Source organism: Achromobacter xylosoxidans (assembly GCF_014490035.1).
Lineage (GTDB): Bacteria > Pseudomonadota > Gammaproteobacteria > Burkholderiales > Burkholderiaceae_B > Achromobacter > Achromobacter bronchisepticus_A.
The window spans coordinates 2,065,510-2,085,635 of the sequence record NZ_CP061008.1; the positions used below are offsets into that span (position 1 = coordinate 2,065,510).

Genomic DNA, 20,126 nt, shown 5'->3' on the forward strand with positions numbered 1-20,126 from the left:
GATTCAACATGGCGACTTTGACCAGTGCCAACTCGGTTCTGATGCTTACGGTGGGCGGCGTTTTTTCGGTGCCGCAGAAAATCGAGGGCTACGCTTCCGACAGCGCCTTCACCTTCGACGCTGCCAAGCCCGCGCAGGTAACCATGGGCGTGGACGGCCGCATGTCGGCCGGCTACGTGCCGGTCCCCTGCGTGCAGACAATCATGATCCAGCCCGACTCCCCGTCCATGCGCATCTTCGAGATCTGGATGGCGGCCAGCGAAACGGCCCGGGAAGTGTTCTATGCAAACGGCACCCTCAACATCCCGTCGATCGACCGCAAGTACACGCTGACCCGCGGCGTGCTGACGCAGATTCCGCCGGCGCCGGATGCCAAGGCGATGCTCCAACCCATGGCGTTCCAGATCACCTGGCAGAACGTCTCTCCGGCGCTGGTGTGACATGGCCAGAAAGCAGATAACCCTGACCATCGGCGCGGAAGGGCGCGACAAGGGCAAGGTGTTCATCCTGACGGAGCTTTCTGCCTACGACGCCGAGGAATGGGCCGGCCGGGCGCTGTTTTCGTTGATGAACGCCGGGGTGGAAATTCCGGACAACATCGCCGAGGCAGGACTGGCCGGCGTGGCCGCCATGGGCATGAAGGCTCTCGCCAAGCTGCCTTTCGACAGCGCCAAGCCCTTGCTGGACAAGATGATGGATTGCGTGCAGATCCAGCCCAGCCCAAGTGTGACGCGCGAGCTCATGTCTGGCGATGTCGAGGAGGTGGCGACCCTGTTCGCGCTGCGCAAGAAAGTCCTGGGCTTGCACCTGGATTTTTTTACGGCCGCCGTCCCATCGACTTCGGGCTCCAAGTCCACAACGGCGGCACGCGCCTGATTCGCTACGCCAATATTCCCCGGAGTATTGGCTTGGTGATTTCCCGGCACCCGGGCCTGCTGCACGACCTGCAGACGGTCTACGGCGCCGAAGACCTGTACAACCTGCTTGAGGTGATTGCGGTGGACGCACACAACAGGCGCGTCCTAGCTGAACCGAGGTAATTGCATGGCCACCATCACCGATGCCTTGCTCGTCACTGCGGGTTTCGATCCGAAGCGTTTCGCGGCGGATACCATCACCGGCGCGGCCGGCCTGGGGCAAATGGCCGAGAACCTGGGCATGAGCACGGAGCGGCTGTCTGCCTGGCAGATGGCGGCCGAGCGGGCTGGCGGAACCGCGGAAGCCATTTCCGCCCAATTGAGGGAATCCTCGGGCGAGGTAGCCAGATTCAACCGCGGATCCGCCGCGGACTCGCTACCCGCGTTCTTCCGCAACGGCGGCAATGTCGGCGACCTCAAGGATGGGAACACCTACCTGCTGGCCAGGTCGAGGATCATTGCCGATCTTTACCAGAAGGACAGGGCTCAGGCCGCGCTGGCCGCCCAGGACATGGGCATCAGCGAGGGCCTGTTCAATCTGTTCAAGCGCGGGCCCGACGAGCTCGAACGGATGCTTCAGGTCCAGGAGAAACGTGCAGCCATCTCCGGCAACGATGCGCAAGCGGCCGCGCAGCTGCGTGACCGCTACCTGGACCTGCGCGATACCTTTGAATCGGTGAGCGTCAAGGTGCTGCTGGCGCTCATGCCGGCGTTCGAGCGGCTTATCTCGCTAGCCCAGGGCTGGGGCGATTATCTGCTTGAGAACCGCGACGAGATCGTCGAGTGGGTCGACGCAGCGGCGCAGGCCATCGTGAAGTTCGTCGATGCAGTCGATTCGGCGGCGCAGGCGGTGGGAGGATGGCAAAACGTCCTGCTGGCGTTGGGGACGCTCAAGATTCTGTCCTGGGCGAATTCGCTGCTGAGCCTGGCATCTGCCTTGGGGGCTGTGGCTACGGCTCTCGGAACACTTGGTGGCGCCGGTGCGGCGCGTGGACTGGGTGCATTGAGAGGCTTGGGTCCTGCGGCGTTGAGAGCGGCAGGACCTGTCGCGGCAGGCATCGCATTGTTGTTCAATAGCAGGGACACGAACGTAGGCGAGGCCGAATTCCTGGCAGCAAGGGACAATCCCGCGCTAAGGAGTAAAGAGGTTCTCGATGCGGTCAGGTACTTCGAGTCCAAGAAGGGCTACACCCGGGAGGCGGCCGTGGGGCTGGTGGCCAACCTGCAGGCCCAAAGCAACCTGGACCCCAGGGCCGTGGGCGCTGATGGCGCTTCCGCCGGCATCGGACTATGGAATCCGCGACGCCAGGCCGAGTTCAAGCGCATATATGGCATGGACCTGCGCGAGTCCACGGTTGAACAACAGCTGGATTTCGTCGCCAGCGAGTTGGAGAGCACCAGGCGTAGGGCGGGAGTACATCTGGCCGCCGCTACCACCCCGGCCCAGGCCAGCGTGGCCGTGTACCGCCACTTTGGATTGAACAAGTCCGAAGGGGCCAGCTCAAGCGAAGAGCGCAAGCTTGCCGCCGCTGCCGGGGCAATCTATGGGACGCTTTTCCTCGAAGATCAGGAACGAGGCGCCGCGGCTGCGGCTACGACGGTCGCGGCAGCCCAAGCCAGCGCTGCCGCCATCCCGAGCAGCACGGCAACCACCAGCAATACGTCCGAAACTCATATCCACGGCCCCATTACGGTTATGACGCAAGCGACGGATGGCGAGGGAGTCGCCCGCGATTTGGGACGTGTGGGGCGCTCCCAGAATCTCGTCCAACAAGGCAATACGGGGATGTTCTGATGCCGTTTATTCCTTTTCCCGATGTCCCGAGCGGTCCGGGCGTCCCCGCGGTCTTCCGCGCGGCGACGCTTCCTTCGGTCTTCGAACCGGCAAGCTTCGAACTTGCGGCGCTGACCGATAGGATCTTCGGTCCTCCTCGCTGGGGGCTGTATGGCGTCGATGGGCGGCAGATGCTGGTCTTCGAGACGTTCCTCAGCATTGCTTTCAATCAAGGCAGCCAGATATCCAGCTATCCCTCGGAGCAGGGCGGATTCTCGTCCTTCAACAAGGTCGATGCGCCATTCGAGGCGACCATCAAGCTGGCGCATGGCGGTGATCCGGCGTCGCGCAACATCATGTTGTCCGTGCTGGAGCGCATTGTCGGCAGCACGGAACTGTACTCAGTGGTGACGCCCGAGATCGTCTATCCGTCGGCCAACCTGGTGAAGTATTCGTACACCCGCGCAGACAAGAACGGCTCCAGCCTCCTGATCGTCGATCTGACGCTGCAGGAAGTCCGGCAGACGGCCGTCCAACTATCGCCGGCCACGCAGGACCCCAGCGGCGCGTATGAAGTGAGCAATGGCCAGGTGCAGGCGTTCGAGATTGACGCCTATCCCCGGCGCGACCAGAACAAGGTGGCGGATCTGGAGCCCATCCAATGAAGAGAATTCCCCTAAGACCCGTGCCGGCGCAAACGCTCAGCGTCGTGCTGTCCGGGCAGAACTGCCAGATCGCCGTCTACCAGAAGTCGACCGGGCTTTATCTGGATCTTGAACTCGACAATGCGCCCATCGTGACCACGGTGCTTTGCCATGACCGGGTACGGCTGGTGCGGTCAGCTTACCTGGGCTTCGTCGGCGATCTGGCTTTTGTGGACACTCAGGGCCACGTCGACCCGCAGCATCAGCATCTCGGTTCGCGTTTCGTCCTGGCATACCTGGAGCCTTTGGAACCATGAGCTTCATCAAACGCCGGCTGAACGTGACCATCAGCCTGGGCAAGGGGGAGTTCGGCGATGAGCAGGGGCCGGATGTGACGCTCAGCGGCTACAGGATGACGGTGGATATTCCTCTCCATACCGTATTCGAAAACAGTCCAATGACCCTGCAGATCCACGGACTGAATCAAGACCTGATGAACAAACTGACGACGATAGGACCCGTGATGACGGAGCGCCGGGGAAAGAATCTTGTCCGGATCGACGCAGCGGGAGACTCGGGTGTTCCCTGCGTGGTCTACGAAGGAGACATCGTCGAGGCCTGGGGTGGTTACGGAATGGGGGCAGAGGGCAAAGCGGCCGCGGGGGGCGTATTCACAGTCAAGACCGAGGTGGCTGGGGCCAAGCAGGTAAAGCCCGCATCCGCCAGGTCGTTTCCCGGCGCGAAAAAGGCGCAGGAAATCATGTGCGATATCGCCAAATCGATGGGATACAAGGGCGAAAAAAGCGGGGAGGACTATGTGTTGGCCGACCCCTATTTTTCCGGAACCGACATGGACCAACTACGCAGTTGCGCGAAGGCCGCCCGGGTCAATTTCACGATAGACCGCGGCATCTTGTCAGTCTGGCCGGAGGGCGGATACCGAAAGGGCGATCCGATTCTCGTGGCGCCGGAAACGGGGTTGATCGGATATCCGGCTTTTACGAGCAAGGGACTGCAACTGACGACGCTCTACAACCCGCACCTCGGCTTGGGAAAAAGAGTGCAGGTCATCAGCACCGTCGAACCCGCGCATGGCGAGTGGATCATTGTGAGTCTGTCCCACAAGCTGGAGGCAGAGGTGCCTGGCGGCGTCTGGCAGTCGGTGGCCGTATGCAAAAGGAATCTCAATGGCTAAGCAATACGGATACGCAGGGCTGGCGCAAGCCGGCCAGGGCGACAGCGAGTTCGGGGCCTTGCAGTTCCTGATCAGCCAGGCCCTGAATCGAGTCAGTACGGCGACGCTGGTCAAGGTGGTGTCGGTGACGAATGCAGGCGGACTGTCTCCGGTGGGTTTCGTCGATGTGCAGCCGCTCGTCAACCAGCTCGATGGCGCCGGCAATGCCGTGCCGCATGGGGTCCTGCATCGTCTTCCCTACTTTCGCCTTCAGGGCGGAGCGGACGCCGTCATCCTGGACCCGAAGGTCGGGGATATCGGGATGGCGGCTTTCGCGAATCGGGACATCTCTCTGGTGAAGACCTCGAAGGCGCAGAACAACCCCGGTTCCTGGCGTTCCCACGACATGGCGGACGGGCTGTATTTCGGCGGTCTGTTGAATGGAACCCCGGTGCAGTACGTGCAGTTCACGGCGGACGGCATCAACGTCGTGTCGCCCTCCAAGGTGACGGTGGCCGCACCCAATATCGAACTGAACGCCAGCGCGCAGTGCGCATTGAATTCGCCCCGGATCGTGCTGAACGGGACGGTGCAGCAAGGCGGCGGATCCTTCGGCGGCACGTCTACCTGGCAGGGCGACATGCACACGCTGGGTACGCTGCGCAACAACGGCAAGGACGTGGGCAGCACCCACACGCATTCCGGCGTGCAAAGCGGGCCGGCAAACACAGGAGCGCCCAATTGAACACGTTGCTGCTAGACCGGACGGCTTGGGACCTGGTGCTTGATGCCGCGGGAAACATCGCGCTGGCGACCAAGCCCTACGCCGTGGCGCAAGACGTCGCCAGCGCCATCAAGCTGTTCAAGGGGGAGCTGTTCTACAACACCGCCCCAGGCGTTCCGTATTGGGAAGAATTCCTGGGCCATCAACCGCCGCTGGCGTTGGTGCGGGAGCACGTCCGGCGAGCCGCGCTGACAGTCCCGGACGTGGCCGACGCGGTCTGCACGCTGACCTCCTATACCGACCGCGCCCTGGCGGGCTACGTCGCAATCACCCTGCAAGACGGAACGACGCAAACCGTCAGCTTCTGAGGAAACCATGCCGAACAACTCGAAAGTGCCGCGCGTGCAGTTCACGCCGGAAGGGCTGGTGCTGCCCAACGAATCCGCCATCCTCGCCGGCGTCCTGTCTGACATGGACGCGGCCTTCGGTGGCGGGCTGAATCCCGCGCTGGAAACGCCCCAGGGCCAGCTGGCCTCCAGCACCACCGCCATCATCGGCGACAAGAACAACGAGTTCGCGACCTACGTGAACCAGGTCGACCCGGCCTATGCGCAAGGGCGGATGCAGGACGCCATCGGGCGGATCTACTTCCTGGACCGCAAGCCGGGTACGCCTACCGCTGTCATCGCAACCTGCACGGGCCTGGCGGGCGTGACGATACCCGTGGGCGCGCGCGCCCAGGCGGTGGATGGCAATCTGTATCTGTGCACCCAGGCGGGAACGATACCGGCCAGCGGAAGCGTCGACCTGCCATTCGCTTGCTCGGTCGATGGGCCGGTGGATTGCGCGCCAGGCGCACTGAACCAGATATATCAGGCCATTCCCGGTTGGGAGTCGGTATCGAACGCCGATGCCGCAACGGTGGGCAGCCATGTGGAAAGCCGGGCCGAGTTCGAGGAGCGCCGGCGGCAGTCGGTGGCGCTGAACGCCCGCGGCTCGATCCCGGCGATCTACGCCAACGTGGCGAACGTGGAGGGCGTCATCGACGCCTACGTGACGGAGAACGATCTCTCCGTACCGAAGACGGTCGGCGGCGTCGTCCTGCGTCCGCACTCCATCTGGGTCGCGGTGACGGGCGGCGAGGCGGCGGACATCGCAGATGCCATCTGGCGCAAGAAGAGCAATGGCTCCGACTACAACGGCAACACCTCCTATACCGTGGAGGACAAGGAGGGATATGCCTATCCCTACCCGTCGTATGTCGTGACCTGGGAAACCCCGGCAGCGCTGCCCGTGCGCTTCGCGGTGCAGCTCGCGGACAACCCCGCGCTGCCGTCGGACATTGTGGCTTTGACCAAGCAGGCGATCATGGACGCCTTCAACGGCGGAGATGGCGGGCAGCGCGCGCGGATCGGATCGACCATTTATGCCAGCCGCTTCTACGCACCCATTTCGGTGCTGAGCCCGGTGGTCTCCATCCTGTCCTTGCTGCTGGGCTCCGACACGCCGTCGGGCGCCAGCCTGGCCGTACCGATCAACCGCCGGCCCACGATCACGGCCAGCGATATTGCGGTGACATTGATATGAGCGTCGTGCCTAAGCCGGGGCTGGCGGCCCGGACCCTCATCAGCCAGTACGCCAACAGCCCCACGCTCGTCCAGTTGATCAACAACATGGACGACTACATCAACCCCGACGCCGATTTCGACGCTTTCCATGACTTTGTCTGGAACGTCGAGACCGCGCAGGGTTTCGGGCTGGACATCTGGGGCAGGATCGTCGACGTCGGCCGGATGCTGACGGTGCCGGGAGACGTTGCCTATCTGGGATTTGACGAGGCGCTGAACTGGCAGCCCTTCAACCAGGCGCCGTTCTACACAGGCGAGCAAGCCACGCAGACGTATCGGCTCGCCGACGACGCGTATCGCACGCTCATCCTGGTCAAGGCGCTGGCCAACATCTCGGACTGCACTTCGCCCAGTTTGAACCGGCTGCTGTCGAACCTCTTCGCGGGGCGCGGGCGTTGCTACGTGTCGGACACAGGGAGGATGGAATTCCGCTACGTGTTCGAGTTCGCGCTGGCGCCGCATGAAATCGCCATCCTGACTCAATCAGGCGCGATACCCAAGCCGGCCGCGGTTCTGGCGAACATCCTCCAGGTCGATCTTTCTACTACGTTCGGATTCAACGAAGCGCTGATGCAGCCGTTCGGCTCGGGCGTACTTTTCACTTCTTCGGGGCTTATCAATGCAAGCTAGCAATGCACCTATCAAATCGGCCGTCCCGTTTGCGGAAAGCGGGACGAAGAACACTATTCCAGTTGCGTCGCAGATCGGCGTGACGCCGGGGGCGGCGTCCTTCGCGGACGGATTTCCTCCGTTGACGATGACTCCTCTGGCCGCCGGCGGCGTTCCGCCTCACGGTGCGGATTTCAATGGAATCTTCAACTTTCTTAGCGCTGCTGTGCGTTGGACGCAATCTGGAGGAGGGTATGCGTACGATTCCGCATTCTCTACTGCCATCGGTGGATACCCAAGGGGCGCCAGGCTTAGGCAAGCGTCCGGTAATGGCTATTGGTTGAGCCTTCTGGATAACAACACTTCCAACCCGGATATCGGTGGAGCCGGGTGGGTAGCAACGGGCGCGGGTATCGCGACCACTGCTCAGGCGCAGGCTATGAGTGATGATTCAGTGCTGCTGACGCCGAAGAAATTGGTCGATGCTTTCACTCCCGGTCAGGTGCTGTCCTTCGTTGGATTGAACCAGCAGCTGCCTGGAGGGCTGATTCTCAAGGCTGGGGCTTTCAACGGCGCTTCCGGAACCATCAATTTCCCCACGCCTTTTCCAAACGTTGCGTTTGCAGTCTTTGGGACTGAGTCCGCCGTGTTTGGTGCGGAAAGCCTCGACTTTGTCATGTTCCAGTATCGAGGCCTGGATCGATTCAAGTTCCACCCCGAGCTGCGGAACAAGACGGGGACTTACCCGAACGCCGCGTCAATGCGCTATCTCGCAATTGGCTATTGAGGAGCATCATGAACAACAATCAAAAAATCCACGTTTCCGGGGAAACCGGATCGACGCTGTCTTCCTCCCCATCGACGGCGCCGGCGCGCACCTACTTCTTCTCAGCCTCGCAGAATGCATTTTTCCTGTCCGATGAGCAGCGCCTTTTCCAGGCGGCGGGTACTTTGCCATCAGATTTGACGCCGGTGGGTCAAATGATCTTCCAGGAGTTCGCGCTCGAGTTGCCGCCGGCAGGGAAGACTCGACGCGTAAGCGAGGCGGGCGCGCCATGCTGGGTGGACGAACCACCGTTGCCCGACGCTGTTATTGCCGCGCGAAACCAGGGAGAGAGGAGCGCACTCTTGCGCTTGGCGACCGAGCAGATCGCGCCTCTGCAGGACGCGGTCGACCTCGGCCTGGCCACGGCCGAGGAAGCGGAGCGGTTGCACGCCTGGAAGGCCTATCGCGTAGTGTTGAACCGCCTTGAGGGTAAGGAAGGGTATCCGTTGCTGGTCGAGTGGCCGGAGCAGCCCGACTAGGTCAACACCTGCGCCTGGTACCTGATTTTGCGGGTTGACGAACTGACATCTCGCAAATCCACAGACCCGCCGCAGCGGGTCTTTTTTTTCGACGAGGGGCGAAATTGAACATCCAAGATTTCGACGCCCTTGCCGCAAAGCTCGCCGGCGTTCTGGGCGCAGCGGTTTCCATGCGCTATCTGCAAGGATCATGGCCAGCCCGGCTGAGCATGGCTGCCAGCGGCTCGTTGGTGGCGTACTACGCGGCTCCCTATCTGTCGCTGCTGCTGGAGATTCCAGAAGGCCTCGCCGGTTTTCTGACCGGCATGTTCGGCATGGCCATCGTCTCCCGAGGATGGGAGGTTGTGCAGACCGTTCCCATCGGCGCGTTGTGGCAGGCCGTGATCGACCGAGTGCGCGGCAGAGGGGCATGAGGCGCATCGTTTCATTCATGCGGAGACTTCATCCGTGAGTACTTTCCAACTATCCCAACGCAGCCTGGACCGCCTGGTCGGGGTGCATCCCGACCTGGCCGAGATCGTCCAACTGGCGATTCAACGCACGACGGTCGACTTCACTGTGGTGGAAGGCGTTCGTACCCTTGAGCGGCAACGCGAGTACGTCGCCCGTGGCGCCAGCCAGACGATGGCCAGCTACCACTTGGCGCAGGAGGACGGGCTGAGCCATGCCGTTGACCTGGCGCCGCTGATTGATGGGGTGATTCCCTGGAGCAACTGGCAGGCCTTCGCCGGCCTGGCGCAGGTGGTCAAAGCCTGCGCGGCCGAGCTCGGTGTTCCGGTGGAATGGGGCGGCGACTGGAAGACGCTCAAGGACGGCCCGCACTTCCAGATCCCGCGCGGCTGGAAGGGACGCGCATGAACGCATCGCTGCGCGCGTTGGCGCCGTATCTGATCGGCGCCGTCCTGGTGGCCGCCGCCTTCCTGTGTGTGCGCTGGTATGGCGCCGTTCAGTATCGCGCCGGAATAGACCAGGCCAATGCCGACTACACGCTGGCCGAGCTCACCGAGTTCCAGCGTCAGACGACGCGCCTGGGCGGGATCTCCGAATCCCTGGAAGGCGCGCTTGCTGCGTTACGCGGCGCCAGCCCCAAGATCATCGAGAGGTACACCCGTGTCGAAGTCCAGAGCCCTCTACCTGCTGGCTGCCGCATTGACGCTGAGCGGCTGCGGCACATCAACGAGGCCGGCCGTCTGGCCAATTCTGCCAGCCAACCTGGCGCAGTCGTGCCCGCCAGTGCCCGAGGTGACGAGCGATAGCTGGGACGATCTGGCGCGCAGCTACATCGCGCTGGTCGCGTTGTACGGAGAGTGTGCGGCACGGCAGCGTGTGACGGCGCAGAGCTGGGAGAAGTCCCGGTTCGGCCCGTCGTGAGACTGCGATCCGCCAGGTCATGCTGCAACAGATAGCCCGCACTCCGCGGGCTTTTTTTTGTCCATCCAAGAGAAAGCCATGTAGACCGGATATGCAAACAGAGAATGCCCCCTAGCCCAGCAGCGGCAAATTTCCCGGAGATATCACATGACGATCAGAACTCTTTCCCTACAGCAACTGAAACGCTCGGCCGAGAATTCGGCCGCGTTGAAGCATCATGTCGATGATGATGCAGCCGTTCTCCCAGAACCTCGCACTTCCAGTGCACCGGACAACATGGCTGGGCATTCTGTTCAAGTCCAGGACCATGGCCCGATCGCGGATGGCACGCTCCATACGCTCGCGGAGCGTTACGCCACGTTGTCGGCCGCCCAAGTCGACTATCCTTTCATCACCTCACTGGCCGAATCCATCGACGGTGCGGCTATTCAAGCCGCATTGGATGCGGCTTTCAACAGCGGGCTCGGTCAGGTGCAGTGCGCCGGCGGAACCTACGTCATCAATTCGTCTATCCGGATGCGCGCCGGCGTGGAACTGGTTGGCGACGGCAAGACCGTTATTACGCAGCCGGACGGCCTGAATCTGCTTATTCTGATCGATTTCGGTTTCGCACATGGCGCTGGGCTGCGCGGATGCACGGTCAACGGCAACCGCGGCAACAATGCTGCAGACTACAACGCGGTTCTCGTGCATGTGCGTGGGGCCGATGACGCAACGGTCCGTGACAATGTGCTTGTTGGCAGCTGCGGATACGGCATCACATGCAGCGCAGCGCGCATGAGCGTCGTCGGCAATCACATCGAGGACACGTTCATGCATGCCATCGGCGTGTATGGATTCGTGGGGCAGGAGGCGAGGCATCTGATTCTTCAGAACAGGATCGTTCGCCCGGGCGCGGGAGCGATACTGCTCGGAGCCGCGGACTACACCATCATTTCAAACAATACGATCTATTCCCCCATCATCGGCGGGCGCGACGCCAGGCTGCGCGTGAACCTGACTGGCGCCGCCGTAACGTGGATTTCGGGGCCGAAGTTCACGAATGTGCGAGTAGGCGAAGTGCTGGTTATCGACGGAGGCAGGGAATTCCGGATCATGGCGAGAATCAGCGACACGCAATTGACGATAGATCCAGAAGGTAGCTCGCCGGCGCTGACGAACGAACTGGCGACTATCGGGTGTGGCGATCTGATCGGCGTGATGAGTCAATTTTGCAGGATCACGGACAACGTCCTGGTTGGCGGCGCCACGTTCGGGATTGGGTGCACGGTGGGCGGCAACGCTGTAAGCACGGTCGGCAACGAGATCATGGGAAACACCCTGAGGGGGCAGGGCAAGCATGCGCTGGTCGTGGGCTGGGACGTGGGCGCTGGCGGCGTGTATGACACCGTTCTGCGCGGCAACATGGTCTACAACGCGGGCGACGCCGGTGGGAACAGCACATACGACCGCATCCCGATTTTTCTGTTTGGCCAGACGCTGGGCAAGGTAGGCGGCGTCTTGGTGGAAGGAAATTACATCGTCGGCCCGGATGGCGACAGCCGCTGCCCATACTGGTTGGGCACGGACCTGAAGCTGGAATACGGATCAGTACTGGTTGGCCGAAACCACTCGATTCGCATGCTGAATCCCGGAATCTTTAACGACGTGGTGGCTGTGTCGCTGTCCGGTTGGGGCGACGCGGCAAGCGCTACCGAAATTGTTTCTTACGGCCACTCCGTCCGCATGAAGATAAATTGTGCGGGCTCTGGATTCACTGCCGGTCCGTCCTTCACGATTCACAAGATCTGCGACAGCGCGGAGCAACCCGCAATGGTCAAGGCCGACATTACGACCACCACCGGAGCGCTCGGACAGATGTGGGGCGAACAGAGCACCGCGTTGGGGCAGTGGCGAGCCACGTACTACGGTACGCCGGCCGCTGGGAATGCTTTCGTCATTACCACGCGGGCTTGAGCATGGCCATGTGCGTATTCAGCATGGCCTGAGTGCGAGGTTGTGACGGGCAGGTGCCCGCCACCCAAACAAAAGCCCGCAGGCGCAAGCCGCGGGCTTTTCTTCGCTACCCTTCAAATGGACTCTTCTTCTTCCGCCGATTTACTGGCCTGAGGATTTCGCCTGACTTCAGCCTGTACACGTCTTTCCCCTCCCAGATCACGGCGCCGCCGGTGGACAGGCGGCATTGCAGCACTATGTGCGGATCGGGACTGTCGTCCGTCGCGGGTTCTTGAATGATATGTCGCTCGATCCGGTACTGGTCTCCTGCTGCCGAGACCGCAATCACATCCTCCAGTCGTCTGCATGAGATTGACATGATGAGCCTCCTTCACTTGCGCCATGGTGAAACCTGTGGCGCTGAGGTCATCGTCTCGACTGGCTCTTTCCCTGTCAATGCTGCTGCGGTCCATCATCCAAGCGTATGCGCGACGCTTCCGAGGGGAGTGTCGTGCATACGCATGAGACGATGCATGCGTTTGGTCTAGGCTGTTCTCAAAGCCGCGCGTGCGTTGAAATTCAGCGGCGGTCAGTGGTACTTATGGCAGCCGCAAGGCCTGGATCGGATGCTATTCGAGCTTCACGTTGGCGGACTGGATGACCGACCGCCACTTCTTGTAGTCCGCTGCGATGGTCTGCGAGAACTGGGCAGGGGTGGTCGGCATGGCGGTCGCGCCTTGCGCGGCCAGCGCATCCTGGACGTCTTTCAGCGCGAGGATCTTGTTCAGTTCCGTGTTCAGCGTCTGGATGATGGGCTTGGGCGTGTTGGCGGGAGCAAGCAGCCCATACCAGACGCGCACGTCGAAGTCGGGATAGCCGGATTCCGCGATGGTGGGCACGTCCGGCATGGCCGGGCTGCGCTTGAGCGAGGTCACGGCCAGCGGCACGGCGCTGCCGGCCTTGATCTGCGGCGCGGCCGAGGGGATGGACGTGAAGATGACCGGGACCTGCCCGCCCAGCAGGTCGGCCATGGCCGGACCCGATCCCTTGTAGGGCACGTGCACGAGTTTGATGCCCGCCTGCAGCTGCAGCAGTTCGGCGGCCAGGTGCGTGATGGTGCCGGCTCCCGGCGAGCCGTAGTTGATCGTGCCGGGCGCCTTCTTGGCGGCGGCGATCAGGTCCTTGAGGGACTTGTACGGGCCGTTCTTGTTGGCGACGACCACCAGCGGCGCTTCGCCGACGATGCCGATGGGTTCGAAGTCCTTGACCGGGTCATAGGCCAGCTTCGTGTAGAGCGAAGGCGCCACGGCCAGGTTGTCGACCTGGCCCATGACGATCTCGTAGCCATCGGGCTTGGCGCGCGCGGCGGTGGTGATGCCTATGGTGCCGCCGGCGCCCGGCCGGTTCTCGGCGACGACGTTCCACTTGACCGAATCGGACAGCTTGGCGGCGACGGTGCGCGACAGGAAGTCGGTTCCGCCGCCGGGCGTGAACGGCACGATGACCCGGATGGGCTGGTTCGGGTACTGCTGCGCGGCGGCGGGGGCGCAGGCGGCGAGCGCGCAGGCCGAGAACATTAGGGCACGTAGCATGATTGTGGTCTCCATTCCTTGGTGGGCGCGTCCGGTCGTGATCGCCAGACGTCGGTTGCTGCGGATGCTGCTGACGCGTACTGCGGGTTCGGTTGCGGCGGGCGGGTTCAGGCCCCTGGTTGGCTAGACGGTTCCTTTCGCGCGGAGTTCCCGGATCCGGTCGTGCGACAGGCCCAGTTCCTCCAGGACCGATTCGGTGTCCGCGCCCAGCTCGGGCGCGGGGCTGCGGACCTGGCAGGGCGCCTCGGCGAACTTGATCGGAAAGCCCAGCATGCGCACCTGCTGGCCATCGGGATGCGCAACGTCCATGGCCATCTGCTGGTCCGCGACCTGGGGGTCGTCGAACACGTCCTGCAGGTTCAGCACCTGTCCGCAGGGCACACCGTACCGGTTCAGGCGTTCGATCCAGTAGTGGCTGTCCTTCTGGCGGGTGCGGGCTTCGATGGCGGACTTGATGGATGCGCGGTTCAGCATGCGGTCGGCGTTGGCCTGGAATTCCGGATGCGCGCGCAGTTCGGGCAGCTCCAGCGCGTCCAGGAGCTTTTCGTACATGGCATCGTTGGACGGCGCGATCGCGACCTGGCCGTCGGCGGTCTCGAACAGCCCATAGGGCGCGACGATGCCGTGGTCGTTGCCGGTGCGGGGAGGCAGCTCGCCGCTGGCGAAGTAGTTCGACGCCTGGAAGCTCAGCAGCCCGATCATGCTGGACAGCAGGCTGACGCTGATGGAGTCGCCGCGGCCGGTGCGTTCGCGGCGCAGCAGCGCAGCCACCACGCCGAGCGCGCCGTTCAGGCCTGCGGCCAGGTCGCTGATGGGGGGCCCCGCGCGCATGGGCGGATCGTCTTCGCCGCCGTTCAGGCTCATGAAGCCGCTCATGGCCTGGGCGATGAAGTCGAACGCGGGGCGGTCGCGATAGGGGCCGGACGCGCCGAAGCCGTTGATGCTGCAATGGATGATGTCCGGCCGCAACGCTTTCAGCGCCTCGTCGCCGAAGCCCATCTTGTCCATGATGCCGGGCCGGTAGTTCTCGATCACGACGTCGCAGTGGGGTATCAGCTGGCGCAGGATGTCCTTGCCTTCGGCGCTGTACAGGTCCAGCGTCACCGACCGCTTGTTGCGGTTGTAGTTGGCGAAATACCAGCTCAGGCCGTCCCGGATCACGCCTTGGCGGCGGATCGGGTCGCCCTCGCCGGGCGCCTCGATCTTGATCACTTCGGCGCCCATGTCGGCCAGTATGGATGTGCAGTACGGCCCGGAGATGATACGTGTCAGGTCCAGGATGCGGATTCCGGTAAGTGGCATGGCGTATTGGTGCGTGGTTATCGTTCTGGCTATCCCGAAGATCCCGTTTTGGCTCAGCCGATCGCGCCGGCGGCCACGGCGTAGTCGTGCAGGCGCAGGCGCGGCCCCGCCTTCATCAACTGGCCGGGCAGGCCGCGGCCGACGATGCCTTCCAGCCGTTGGGCCACCTTGATCAGCGCGCCCAGATCGATGCCGCTGTCCACGCCCATCTCGTCCAGCAGGTAGACCAGGTCTTCGGTGCAGATGTTGCCGGTGGCGCCCGGCGCGAACGGGCAGCCGCCCAACCCTGCCAGCGAGGATTCGTAGGACGTCACGCCGGCGCGCAGACCTTCCACCACATTCACCAGGCCGATGCCGCGCGTGTTGTGGAAGTGCAGCGAGATCTTGATGCCGGGATGATCGGCCCGCAGCGTCTCGACCGTGTGACGCACCAGCCGGGGCGTGGCCATGCCGGTGGTGTCGCCCAAGGTCACGGCATCGAAGCCCTGGCGCGCGAAGTGGTCGAAGATGGTCCGGATGCGGCCCAGGTCCACGTCGCCTTCGAAGGGGCAGCCGAAAGCGACGGCAATGGCGCCCTTGCGCTTGATGGGGTGTTCTTTCAACAGCTGCGCGATGTCCTCGATGTCGCGCAGCGACTGTTCGACAGGGCGGTTCAGGTTCTTGGTGTTGTGGCTTTCCGTGGCGGACAGGAACACGACGATCTCGTCGGCCTGCGACTGCAGCGCGCGTTCGACGCCCTTGCGGTTGGGCGCCAGCGCGCCCAGCACCACGCCCGGACGTTTGCGCACGCCCTGCAGGACTTCCTGCGCGTCGCGCATCTGCGGCACGGCGCGGGGCGAAACGAAGGAGGTGGCTTCGAAGTGCCGCACGCCTGCGTCGATCAGCGCGTTCAGGATCTGGATTTTGGTGTCGGTGGGCACGAACTCGGATTCGATCTGCAATCCGTCGCGCATGCCCACTTCCACGATTTCGACTCGGTCTGGAAGGCTCATGGCTGGTCGTCTCCTGGCATCCGGATCCTGCGCCCGCGAGGGCTTTGCGCGGCGATGTCCGGGATATGGGTGGTCGGCCTCCATCTTCTGCGATGGACCCAGGCAGGACAAATCGTGAATCTTCGGCGGGGGATCGCGAAACGCGATGGCTCGGGATCCAGGCGTCGCGCCCGGGCCGGCCCGCGCGTCCTATTGCTGCTTTGCGGCTTCGGCGATCAGATGATCCAGCAGCAGCCGGGCGGCACCCGATAGCGATTCATTGCTGCGCACGCACAACTTCAGTTGGCGCTGCGCCCAGGCGTCGGTAAGCGGAATGATGCAGAGCTCGTTGCACACATAGGCGGACAGGGCCTCGGTGGGCACGATGCCGACTCCCAGGTCCGCGCGCACCATGGACACCAGCGCGTCGTAGGAGGTGACCTGGAAGCGCAGCCGCAGGGAACGGTTCATGGAAGCGGCTTCGCGCGTGAACAGATAGTTCGCGGCGCTGCCCCGGTGCATGCCGACGTGGTCGTAATCCAGCGTATCGGCGAAAGAGACCCGCCGGCGCCGCGATAAGGGGTGCCCCGATGGCGCCACCAGCGCCATGACGTCGCGGTGGTAGGGAAATATGTCCAGTCCGTTTTCGTCGTCGGATTGGGTATAGACGCCGATGTCGGCGGCATTGTCGATCACCGCGCGGGTGACGCCGGCGCTGACGGATTCTTCCAGGTCGATCTGCACGTTGGGGTGCTGGGTCAGGAAGCGGCGCAGTTCCATCGGCAGGAACTGCGCGATCGAAGACAGGTTGGCCGCGACGCGCACCCGGCCGCGCAGGCCGGCGGAGTAGTCGCGGATTTCCGCGGCCAGGTCCTGGGTTTGATGCAGTAGCGCGCGTGCGCGCCGCGCCAATGCGCGTGCGGCGCTGGTCGGTTCCACGCCGCGCGCATGGCGCTGGAACAGCGCCACGTCCAGCACGCGTTCGAGTTCGGACAGGCGCTTCGATAGCGCCGATGGCGCGATATGTTCGCGCGCGGCGGCGGCGGCGATGCTGCCTTCTTCCAGCACGGCCAGGAACACCTGCAGGGTATACAGATCCAGACGAGGGGTCATGGGGAGTCGCGGAGATACACGTCCGCGAGGATAGCGGCAGTCTAGCGCCGCCGGCCTAGGGGATTACGCTTAGCCGATTTCCACCCATTCCTGCGCCGCGCCGCGCGCCAGCAGTTCGCCGACCGTGATGATGGCGATCCGGCCATCGGCCGTTCCCAGAGCCAGCTTTTCCTCGTGGGCATCGAGGGCGAAGACCAGCGTAGGCAGGCCTTCCAGCCGCATCCGGGCGCGCAATTGGATCTCACCCGAAGCGGCATCCAGCAATAGCAGCCCGCCGTCCAGGAACGCGGCGGCGACCAGCCCGGGGCCGGGCATGAAGACGACCGCGCTGGCCGAGGCGGTGGTGGGATGCCGCCAGCGTTCGCGGTCACGTTCCAGCGGCTTGCGATAGATGAAGCCGGCGCAGGCGGCGCTGACGGCGGGAGAGTAGTGCCGCCCGCTGATGACCAGGCCCGCGCCTTGCGCGTCTTCGACATAGCAGCCGCTAAGCTCCATGGCATGGCTGTCGGGCTTGCCATTGGCCTTGAGCACCGGCCAGAGCGGTTTGATCTGGCCGTCGGGCATGACCATGCACAGGCGTTTGGCCTCATGGGAGCTTGCAGGCGTGCCCTGCACACAGAACGGCGACGGTGCGCCGCTGATGCGGATGTAGTGATTGAAGCAGTCGTAATGGCCCAGGTCCACGCGCAGTTCGGCGCCCGAGCCCAGGTCGCGCAGCAGGTCGCGTGCGCCTCTGGTAGCGGGGATGCGGTTTCTGCGGCCCAGCATTACGCCTTGTGACGAGGCCGAGAACGTGTATTCGCCGTCGTACTCGCCGACGAGGTCCAGCCCTTTGTCCGTCAGCGTATACAGCCGGGAATCCTGGCGCCACTTCATGTCGGGCCGCGTCGAGGGCTCCACGACGTGTACATGGATGCCTGCCGCCCGGATGATCTCGGCGCCATGGCCGGCGCCGGTGTATGCGGCGATCAAGCCGTCTTCGACGCCGTGGATTTCCAGCAGGCAGCCGCCATGCGCCACCGCGATGCGCTTGGCGTCCAGCCACGCAAGATCGTGGATGGCGTTGCGGCTCGCCAGTTGCGGCAGCCCAAGCCATTGCGCGAGGCGGGATTCAGGCGCAGGCGCGGGGGAATCTGCTGCCGGCGCGATGGCGTCGCTCGACAGTTCCAGTTCGCGCGGTCCGGCATCGGACCAGGTTGCTTCGCCGTAGGGCGCGCGCACGACATACAGCGTGCTGAACGCGGCGTCGGGCGGATCGTCGGGCAGGCCTTCCCATTCCTCGTCCCAGGGCCGCACCCACGCCTCGATCCCGTCGCCCGCGGGGTCGAAGGCGCAATGCGCAACTTCGGGGATGTTGTGAAAGAACCGGCGGGAGAGTCCGTTGCGCCAGTCCCAGACCTGCAGGTCGCCTTCGAACAGATAGCCGCCGTCATAACGGCCGGAGCCGATCGCGACCACGGATTGGTCGGGATGGAACGCGACATGGTTGACAGGATGGCGCAGCTCGTCGAACGCCGCGAACGGGATGGGGCTGCCGCGGCGGTACAGCGCCACGCGATAGCGCAGCGTTTGGCCGCCATAGGCCGCGCGGGCGCGAGGGTGCGCGAGCAGGGGGAACTCGGAGGCCACGGCCGCGATTTCCCCTGCTGGGTCGAAGAACACTCCGGTAATCTTGCCGCTGCCTCGCAGCGGCGGATCGGCGATCATGGCCATGCTGGATTCCGCGATACGAGCGCCGTCGATCGCGAATGCGGGCGCAGGGCCATGGGCAGGCGGGATAAGCTTATTCGAGGAGCGGGTCGGGGCGCCCGGCCGGGCTCATGTGCGAGCCCGGCTGGCGGCCGGCGTCTCCTTCTTCGCGCGTGGCTTGGGCGCGGGTTTCGGGTCTTGGGCAGGAGCGTCGAACTCCTGTTTGTTGCGTTCGCCCCGCGGGGTATTTTCCGGATGCGGCTTGGGAAAAGCCCAGGGCTTGGTTTTCTGATCCATTGCATGTACTCCTTGCACAGGCGGAACAGTAGCATTAGCCGTGGCACTGGGTAAGTGAGGGTTGACGTCAATATTCATCACATCGTGATTTTCAGGTGAAAAATGCGATGGATTCGACCCGCTTTAGCCCGTTCTGTTCCGCCCTGATGGATCAGGGCCCATCAACACTGATAGCTGATAGGACACTCCTTCCTGTGCTGATGCGCGGTCTAGCCAGCTTCGGGCCTGTCCTCAAGCCAGATGCGGTCGAACTGTTCGCGCGCGTGGTGCGCCCAATCGTCGATGGCGCTGCGCACGTCGTCCACGGTGGGCTTGCGGTCAGCGGGCAGATTGCCGCCCGTGACGGTGCCCAGCGAGGTGATCAGAAGTTCGTTGGTGTTGGCGTCGCGTAGCGCGGCTTCGAGCAGCAGGCGCGCGGACTGATCGCGGTAACCGGCCGCCTTGACGGTCTGGCCGATCACGAAACCGATGGGGATGTACTCGGTAATCCTGGGGTCGCGCTCGTTGCGGAAGGTGCCGGTGATGGCCGCGCTCAGGCGCAGCGCGTGCGGCGCAGGCCGGGTCAGCAATTGATAGCCGGCTTGCTCGAACTCGCGCCGTATCGCTTCATTCAGGTAGGCCAGCACACGCTCGCGCATGGCGCTGTCGGCCTTCAGGTCCAGCTCGTCCGGCCGGTCGCCCTGGATGTATTGCACCGGCTCCAGGATGATTTTTTTCGGGTACTGGCTGCCGATGGGCGGGCCGGGGCGAACCCAGACCATGCCGGCGCTCCAGTCGGGATCCTGTTTCAGCCGGCTTTGGTTTTCACCCAGGGACGTGGAATAGTTCTGCGGCTTGGGCAGGTTGGTGCAGCCGGCAAGGCCGATCACTGCACAGCAGGCGGCCAGAGCGAGACGGATCTTCATATTCTTCTCTTCCTGAAAATGGCGCCCGGGCTGCAGATGGAAAGACCGTGCGCGCGCCGCGGGCGGCCCAATTATTGCCCCGTTTCGCGCCGGATTTCCCGCTTTGGCTCGGATGGACACCCCGTTTCGTTGCAAAGCAGAATTCCATTTTGGGAAAACTGAAACAAAGGATCGAG

The 20,126-nt window shown here is 63.5% G+C and carries 24 protein-coding genes; 17 read left to right on the forward strand and 7 right to left on the reverse strand.

Translation table 11 applies throughout. From position 1 onward, the window contains the following. The first annotated feature begins 8 nt into the window (after nucleotides 1–8). The 17 genes from IAG39_RS09595 (at nucleotide 9) to IAG39_RS09675 (ending at nucleotide 12,102) form a co-directional block, all read left to right on the forward strand. Nucleotides 9–440 carry a phage tail fiber protein gene (locus tag IAG39_RS09595; RefSeq protein WP_059371886.1) on the forward strand — a complete coding sequence of 144 codons (432 nt, stop codon included), beginning with the start codon at nucleotides 9–11 and terminating at the stop codon, nucleotides 438–440. Between the two features lies 1 nt (nucleotide 441). After that, nucleotides 442–876: a hypothetical protein gene (locus tag IAG39_RS09600; RefSeq protein WP_118933197.1), complete on the forward strand. Its 435-nt coding sequence runs from the start codon at nucleotides 442–444 to the stop codon at nucleotides 874–876. Nucleotides 877–911: 35 nt separating this feature from the next. Next, nucleotides 912–1,040 carry a hypothetical protein gene (locus IAG39_RS09605; RefSeq protein ID WP_013395256.1) on the forward strand — a complete coding sequence of 43 codons (129 nt, stop codon included), beginning with the start codon at nucleotides 912–914 and terminating at the stop codon, nucleotides 1,038–1,040. 4 nt (nucleotides 1,041–1,044) lie between these two features. Further along, nucleotides 1,045–2,712: a phage tail tip lysozyme gene (locus IAG39_RS09610; protein ID WP_118933196.1), complete on the forward strand. Its 1,668-nt coding sequence runs from the start codon at nucleotides 1,045–1,047 to the stop codon at nucleotides 2,710–2,712. Further along, nucleotides 2,712–3,356 carry a phage baseplate protein gene (locus IAG39_RS09615; protein WP_118933195.1) on the forward strand — a complete coding sequence of 215 codons (645 nt, stop codon included), beginning with the start codon at nucleotides 2,712–2,714 and terminating at the stop codon, nucleotides 3,354–3,356. Before IAG39_RS09610 ends, IAG39_RS09615 begins: the two co-directional genes overlap by 1 nt. Next, a complete protein-coding gene (locus IAG39_RS09620; protein WP_118933194.1) occupies nucleotides 3,353–3,652 on the forward strand; it encodes a phage baseplate plug protein in 300 nt (99 codons plus the stop codon). Before IAG39_RS09615 ends, IAG39_RS09620 begins: the two co-directional genes overlap by 4 nt. Then, on the forward strand, nucleotides 3,649–4,530 hold the full coding sequence (locus IAG39_RS09625) for a baseplate hub protein (protein WP_118933193.1): 882 nt from the start codon (nucleotides 3,649–3,651) through the stop codon (nucleotides 4,528–4,530). The genes IAG39_RS09620 and IAG39_RS09625 overlap by 4 nt, the downstream gene beginning before the upstream one ends. Further along, complete coding sequence (locus tag IAG39_RS09630; RefSeq protein WP_059371893.1) at nucleotides 4,523–5,254, forward strand: hypothetical protein; 732 nt, start codon at nucleotides 4,523–4,525, stop codon at nucleotides 5,252–5,254. Before IAG39_RS09625 ends, IAG39_RS09630 begins: the two co-directional genes overlap by 8 nt. Next, nucleotides 5,251–5,601, forward strand: coding sequence for a hypothetical protein (locus tag IAG39_RS09635; protein WP_118933192.1), 351 nt, complete (start codon nucleotides 5,251–5,253; stop codon nucleotides 5,599–5,601). The genes IAG39_RS09630 and IAG39_RS09635 overlap by 4 nt, the downstream gene beginning before the upstream one ends. A gap of 7 nt (nucleotides 5,602–5,608) precedes the next feature. Beyond that, complete coding sequence (locus IAG39_RS09640) at nucleotides 5,609–6,820, forward strand: baseplate J/gp47 family protein (protein ID WP_118933191.1); 1,212 nt, start codon at nucleotides 5,609–5,611, stop codon at nucleotides 6,818–6,820. Further along, entirely contained in the window at nucleotides 6,817–7,491 is a 675-nt protein-coding gene (locus IAG39_RS09645; protein WP_118933190.1) for a DUF2612 domain-containing protein, read from the forward strand. The genes IAG39_RS09640 and IAG39_RS09645 overlap by 4 nt, the downstream gene beginning before the upstream one ends. Next, nucleotides 7,481–8,257, forward strand: a complete 777-nt coding sequence (locus tag IAG39_RS09650; RefSeq protein ID WP_124260373.1) for a hypothetical protein — start codon at nucleotides 7,481–7,483, stop codon at nucleotides 8,255–8,257. Before IAG39_RS09645 ends, IAG39_RS09650 begins: the two co-directional genes overlap by 11 nt. Nucleotides 8,258–8,265: 8 nt before the next feature. Beyond that, nucleotides 8,266–8,775, forward strand: coding sequence for a tail fiber assembly protein (locus IAG39_RS09655; protein ID WP_118933188.1), 510 nt, complete (start codon nucleotides 8,266–8,268; stop codon nucleotides 8,773–8,775). 104 nt (nucleotides 8,776–8,879) lie between these two features. Then, the gene (locus tag IAG39_RS09660) at nucleotides 8,880–9,188 is read left to right on the forward strand and encodes a hypothetical protein (protein ID WP_059371904.1); all 309 of its coding nucleotides are present in this window, start codon (nucleotides 8,880–8,882) and stop codon (nucleotides 9,186–9,188) included. Between the two features lie 34 nt (nucleotides 9,189–9,222). Beyond that, on the forward strand, nucleotides 9,223–9,633 hold the full coding sequence (locus IAG39_RS09665; protein ID WP_118933187.1) for a M15 family metallopeptidase: 411 nt from the start codon (nucleotides 9,223–9,225) through the stop codon (nucleotides 9,631–9,633). Then, nucleotides 9,630–10,031 carry a hypothetical protein gene (locus IAG39_RS09670; RefSeq protein WP_059371908.1) on the forward strand — a complete coding sequence of 134 codons (402 nt, stop codon included), beginning with the start codon at nucleotides 9,630–9,632 and terminating at the stop codon, nucleotides 10,029–10,031. Before IAG39_RS09665 ends, IAG39_RS09670 begins: the two co-directional genes overlap by 4 nt. Before the next feature lie 262 nt (nucleotides 10,032–10,293). Beyond that, nucleotides 10,294–12,102: a right-handed parallel beta-helix repeat-containing protein gene (locus tag IAG39_RS09675; RefSeq protein WP_118933186.1), complete on the forward strand. Its 1,809-nt coding sequence runs from the start codon at nucleotides 10,294–10,296 to the stop codon at nucleotides 12,100–12,102. A 608-nt stretch (nucleotides 12,103–12,710) separates the two neighbouring features. Here IAG39_RS09675 and IAG39_RS09680 read toward each other — a convergent pair. From IAG39_RS09680 to IAG39_RS09710, 7 genes are all read right to left on the reverse strand, one after another. After that, nucleotides 12,711–13,673, reverse strand: a complete 963-nt coding sequence (locus IAG39_RS09680; protein WP_118933184.1) for a Bug family tripartite tricarboxylate transporter substrate binding protein — start codon at nucleotides 13,671–13,673, stop codon at nucleotides 12,711–12,713. A gap of 123 nt (nucleotides 13,674–13,796) precedes the next feature. Then, a complete protein-coding gene (locus IAG39_RS09685) occupies nucleotides 13,797–14,975 on the reverse strand; it encodes a CaiB/BaiF CoA transferase family protein (RefSeq protein WP_118933183.1) in 1,179 nt (392 codons plus the stop codon). Between the two features lie 53 nt (nucleotides 14,976–15,028). Further along, nucleotides 15,029–15,967 carry a hydroxymethylglutaryl-CoA lyase gene (locus IAG39_RS09690; RefSeq protein WP_118933182.1) on the reverse strand — a complete coding sequence of 313 codons (939 nt, stop codon included), beginning with the start codon at nucleotides 15,965–15,967 and terminating at the stop codon, nucleotides 15,029–15,031. A gap of 189 nt (nucleotides 15,968–16,156) precedes the next feature. Continuing rightward, nucleotides 16,157–17,059 carry a LysR family transcriptional regulator gene (locus IAG39_RS09695; protein ID WP_118933181.1) on the reverse strand — a complete coding sequence of 301 codons (903 nt, stop codon included), beginning with the start codon at nucleotides 17,057–17,059 and terminating at the stop codon, nucleotides 16,157–16,159. A gap of 69 nt (nucleotides 17,060–17,128) precedes the next feature. Continuing rightward, nucleotides 17,129–18,772: a hypothetical protein gene (locus tag IAG39_RS09700; RefSeq protein WP_118933180.1), complete on the reverse strand. Its 1,644-nt coding sequence runs from the start codon at nucleotides 18,770–18,772 to the stop codon at nucleotides 17,129–17,131. Nucleotides 18,773–18,877: 105 nt separating this feature from the next. Next, the gene (locus IAG39_RS09705) at nucleotides 18,878–19,045 is read right to left on the reverse strand and encodes a hypothetical protein (RefSeq protein WP_165867876.1); all 168 of its coding nucleotides are present in this window, start codon (nucleotides 19,043–19,045) and stop codon (nucleotides 18,878–18,880) included. Nucleotides 19,046–19,254: 209 nt separating this feature from the next. Further along, a complete protein-coding gene (locus tag IAG39_RS09710; protein WP_059371924.1) occupies nucleotides 19,255–19,950 on the reverse strand; it encodes a DUF3313 domain-containing protein in 696 nt (231 codons plus the stop codon). Nucleotides 19,951–20,126 lie beyond the last annotated feature (176 nt).

Excerpts from the sequence above, each read along its gene's own strand:
- IAG39_RS09630 (WP_059371893.1), top strand. The coding sequence starts at position 4,523 with ATGGCTAAGCAATACGGATACGCAGGGCTGGCGCAAGCCGGCCAGGGC.
- IAG39_RS09670 (WP_059371908.1), top strand. The coding sequence starts at position 9,630 with ATGAACGCATCGCTGCGCGCGTTGGCGCCGTATCTGATCGGCGCCGTC.
- IAG39_RS09615 (WP_118933195.1), top strand. The coding sequence starts at position 2,712 with ATGCCGTTTATTCCTTTTCCCGATGTCCCGAGCGGTCCGGGCGTCCCC.
- IAG39_RS09710 (WP_059371924.1), bottom strand. The coding sequence starts at position 19,950 with ATGAAGATCCGTCTCGCTCTGGCCGCCTGCTGTGCAGTGATCGGCCTT.
- IAG39_RS09695 (WP_118933181.1), bottom strand. The coding sequence starts at position 17,059 with ATGACCCCTCGTCTGGATCTGTATACCCTGCAGGTGTTCCTGGCCGTG.
- IAG39_RS09705 (WP_165867876.1), bottom strand. The coding sequence starts at position 19,045 with ATGGATCAGAAAACCAAGCCCTGGGCTTTTCCCAAGCCGCATCCGGAA.
- IAG39_RS09655 (WP_118933188.1), top strand. The coding sequence starts at position 8,266 with ATGAACAACAATCAAAAAATCCACGTTTCCGGGGAAACCGGATCGACG.
- IAG39_RS09685 (WP_118933183.1), bottom strand. The coding sequence starts at position 14,975 with ATGCCACTTACCGGAATCCGCATCCTGGACCTGACACGTATCATCTCC.
- IAG39_RS09610 (WP_118933196.1), top strand. The coding sequence starts at position 1,045 with ATGGCCACCATCACCGATGCCTTGCTCGTCACTGCGGGTTTCGATCCG.
- IAG39_RS09700 (WP_118933180.1), bottom strand. The coding sequence starts at position 18,772 with ATGGCCATGATCGCCGATCCGCCGCTGCGAGGCAGCGGCAAGATTACC.
- IAG39_RS09690 (WP_118933182.1), bottom strand. The coding sequence starts at position 15,967 with ATGAGCCTTCCAGACCGAGTCGAAATCGTGGAAGTGGGCATGCGCGAC.
- IAG39_RS09595 (WP_059371886.1), top strand. The coding sequence starts at position 9 with ATGGCGACTTTGACCAGTGCCAACTCGGTTCTGATGCTTACGGTGGGC.
- IAG39_RS09675 (WP_118933186.1), top strand. The coding sequence starts at position 10,294 with ATGACGATCAGAACTCTTTCCCTACAGCAACTGAAACGCTCGGCCGAG.
- IAG39_RS09680 (WP_118933184.1), bottom strand. The coding sequence starts at position 13,673 with ATGCTACGTGCCCTAATGTTCTCGGCCTGCGCGCTCGCCGCCTGCGCC.
- IAG39_RS09620 (WP_118933194.1), top strand. The coding sequence starts at position 3,353 with ATGAAGAGAATTCCCCTAAGACCCGTGCCGGCGCAAACGCTCAGCGTC.
- IAG39_RS09600 (WP_118933197.1), top strand. The coding sequence starts at position 442 with ATGGCCAGAAAGCAGATAACCCTGACCATCGGCGCGGAAGGGCGCGAC.
- IAG39_RS09645 (WP_118933190.1), top strand. The coding sequence starts at position 6,817 with ATGAGCGTCGTGCCTAAGCCGGGGCTGGCGGCCCGGACCCTCATCAGC.
- IAG39_RS09650 (WP_124260373.1), top strand. The coding sequence starts at position 7,481 with ATGCAAGCTAGCAATGCACCTATCAAATCGGCCGTCCCGTTTGCGGAA.
- IAG39_RS09625 (WP_118933193.1), top strand. The coding sequence starts at position 3,649 with ATGAGCTTCATCAAACGCCGGCTGAACGTGACCATCAGCCTGGGCAAG.
- IAG39_RS09640 (WP_118933191.1), top strand. The coding sequence starts at position 5,609 with ATGCCGAACAACTCGAAAGTGCCGCGCGTGCAGTTCACGCCGGAAGGG.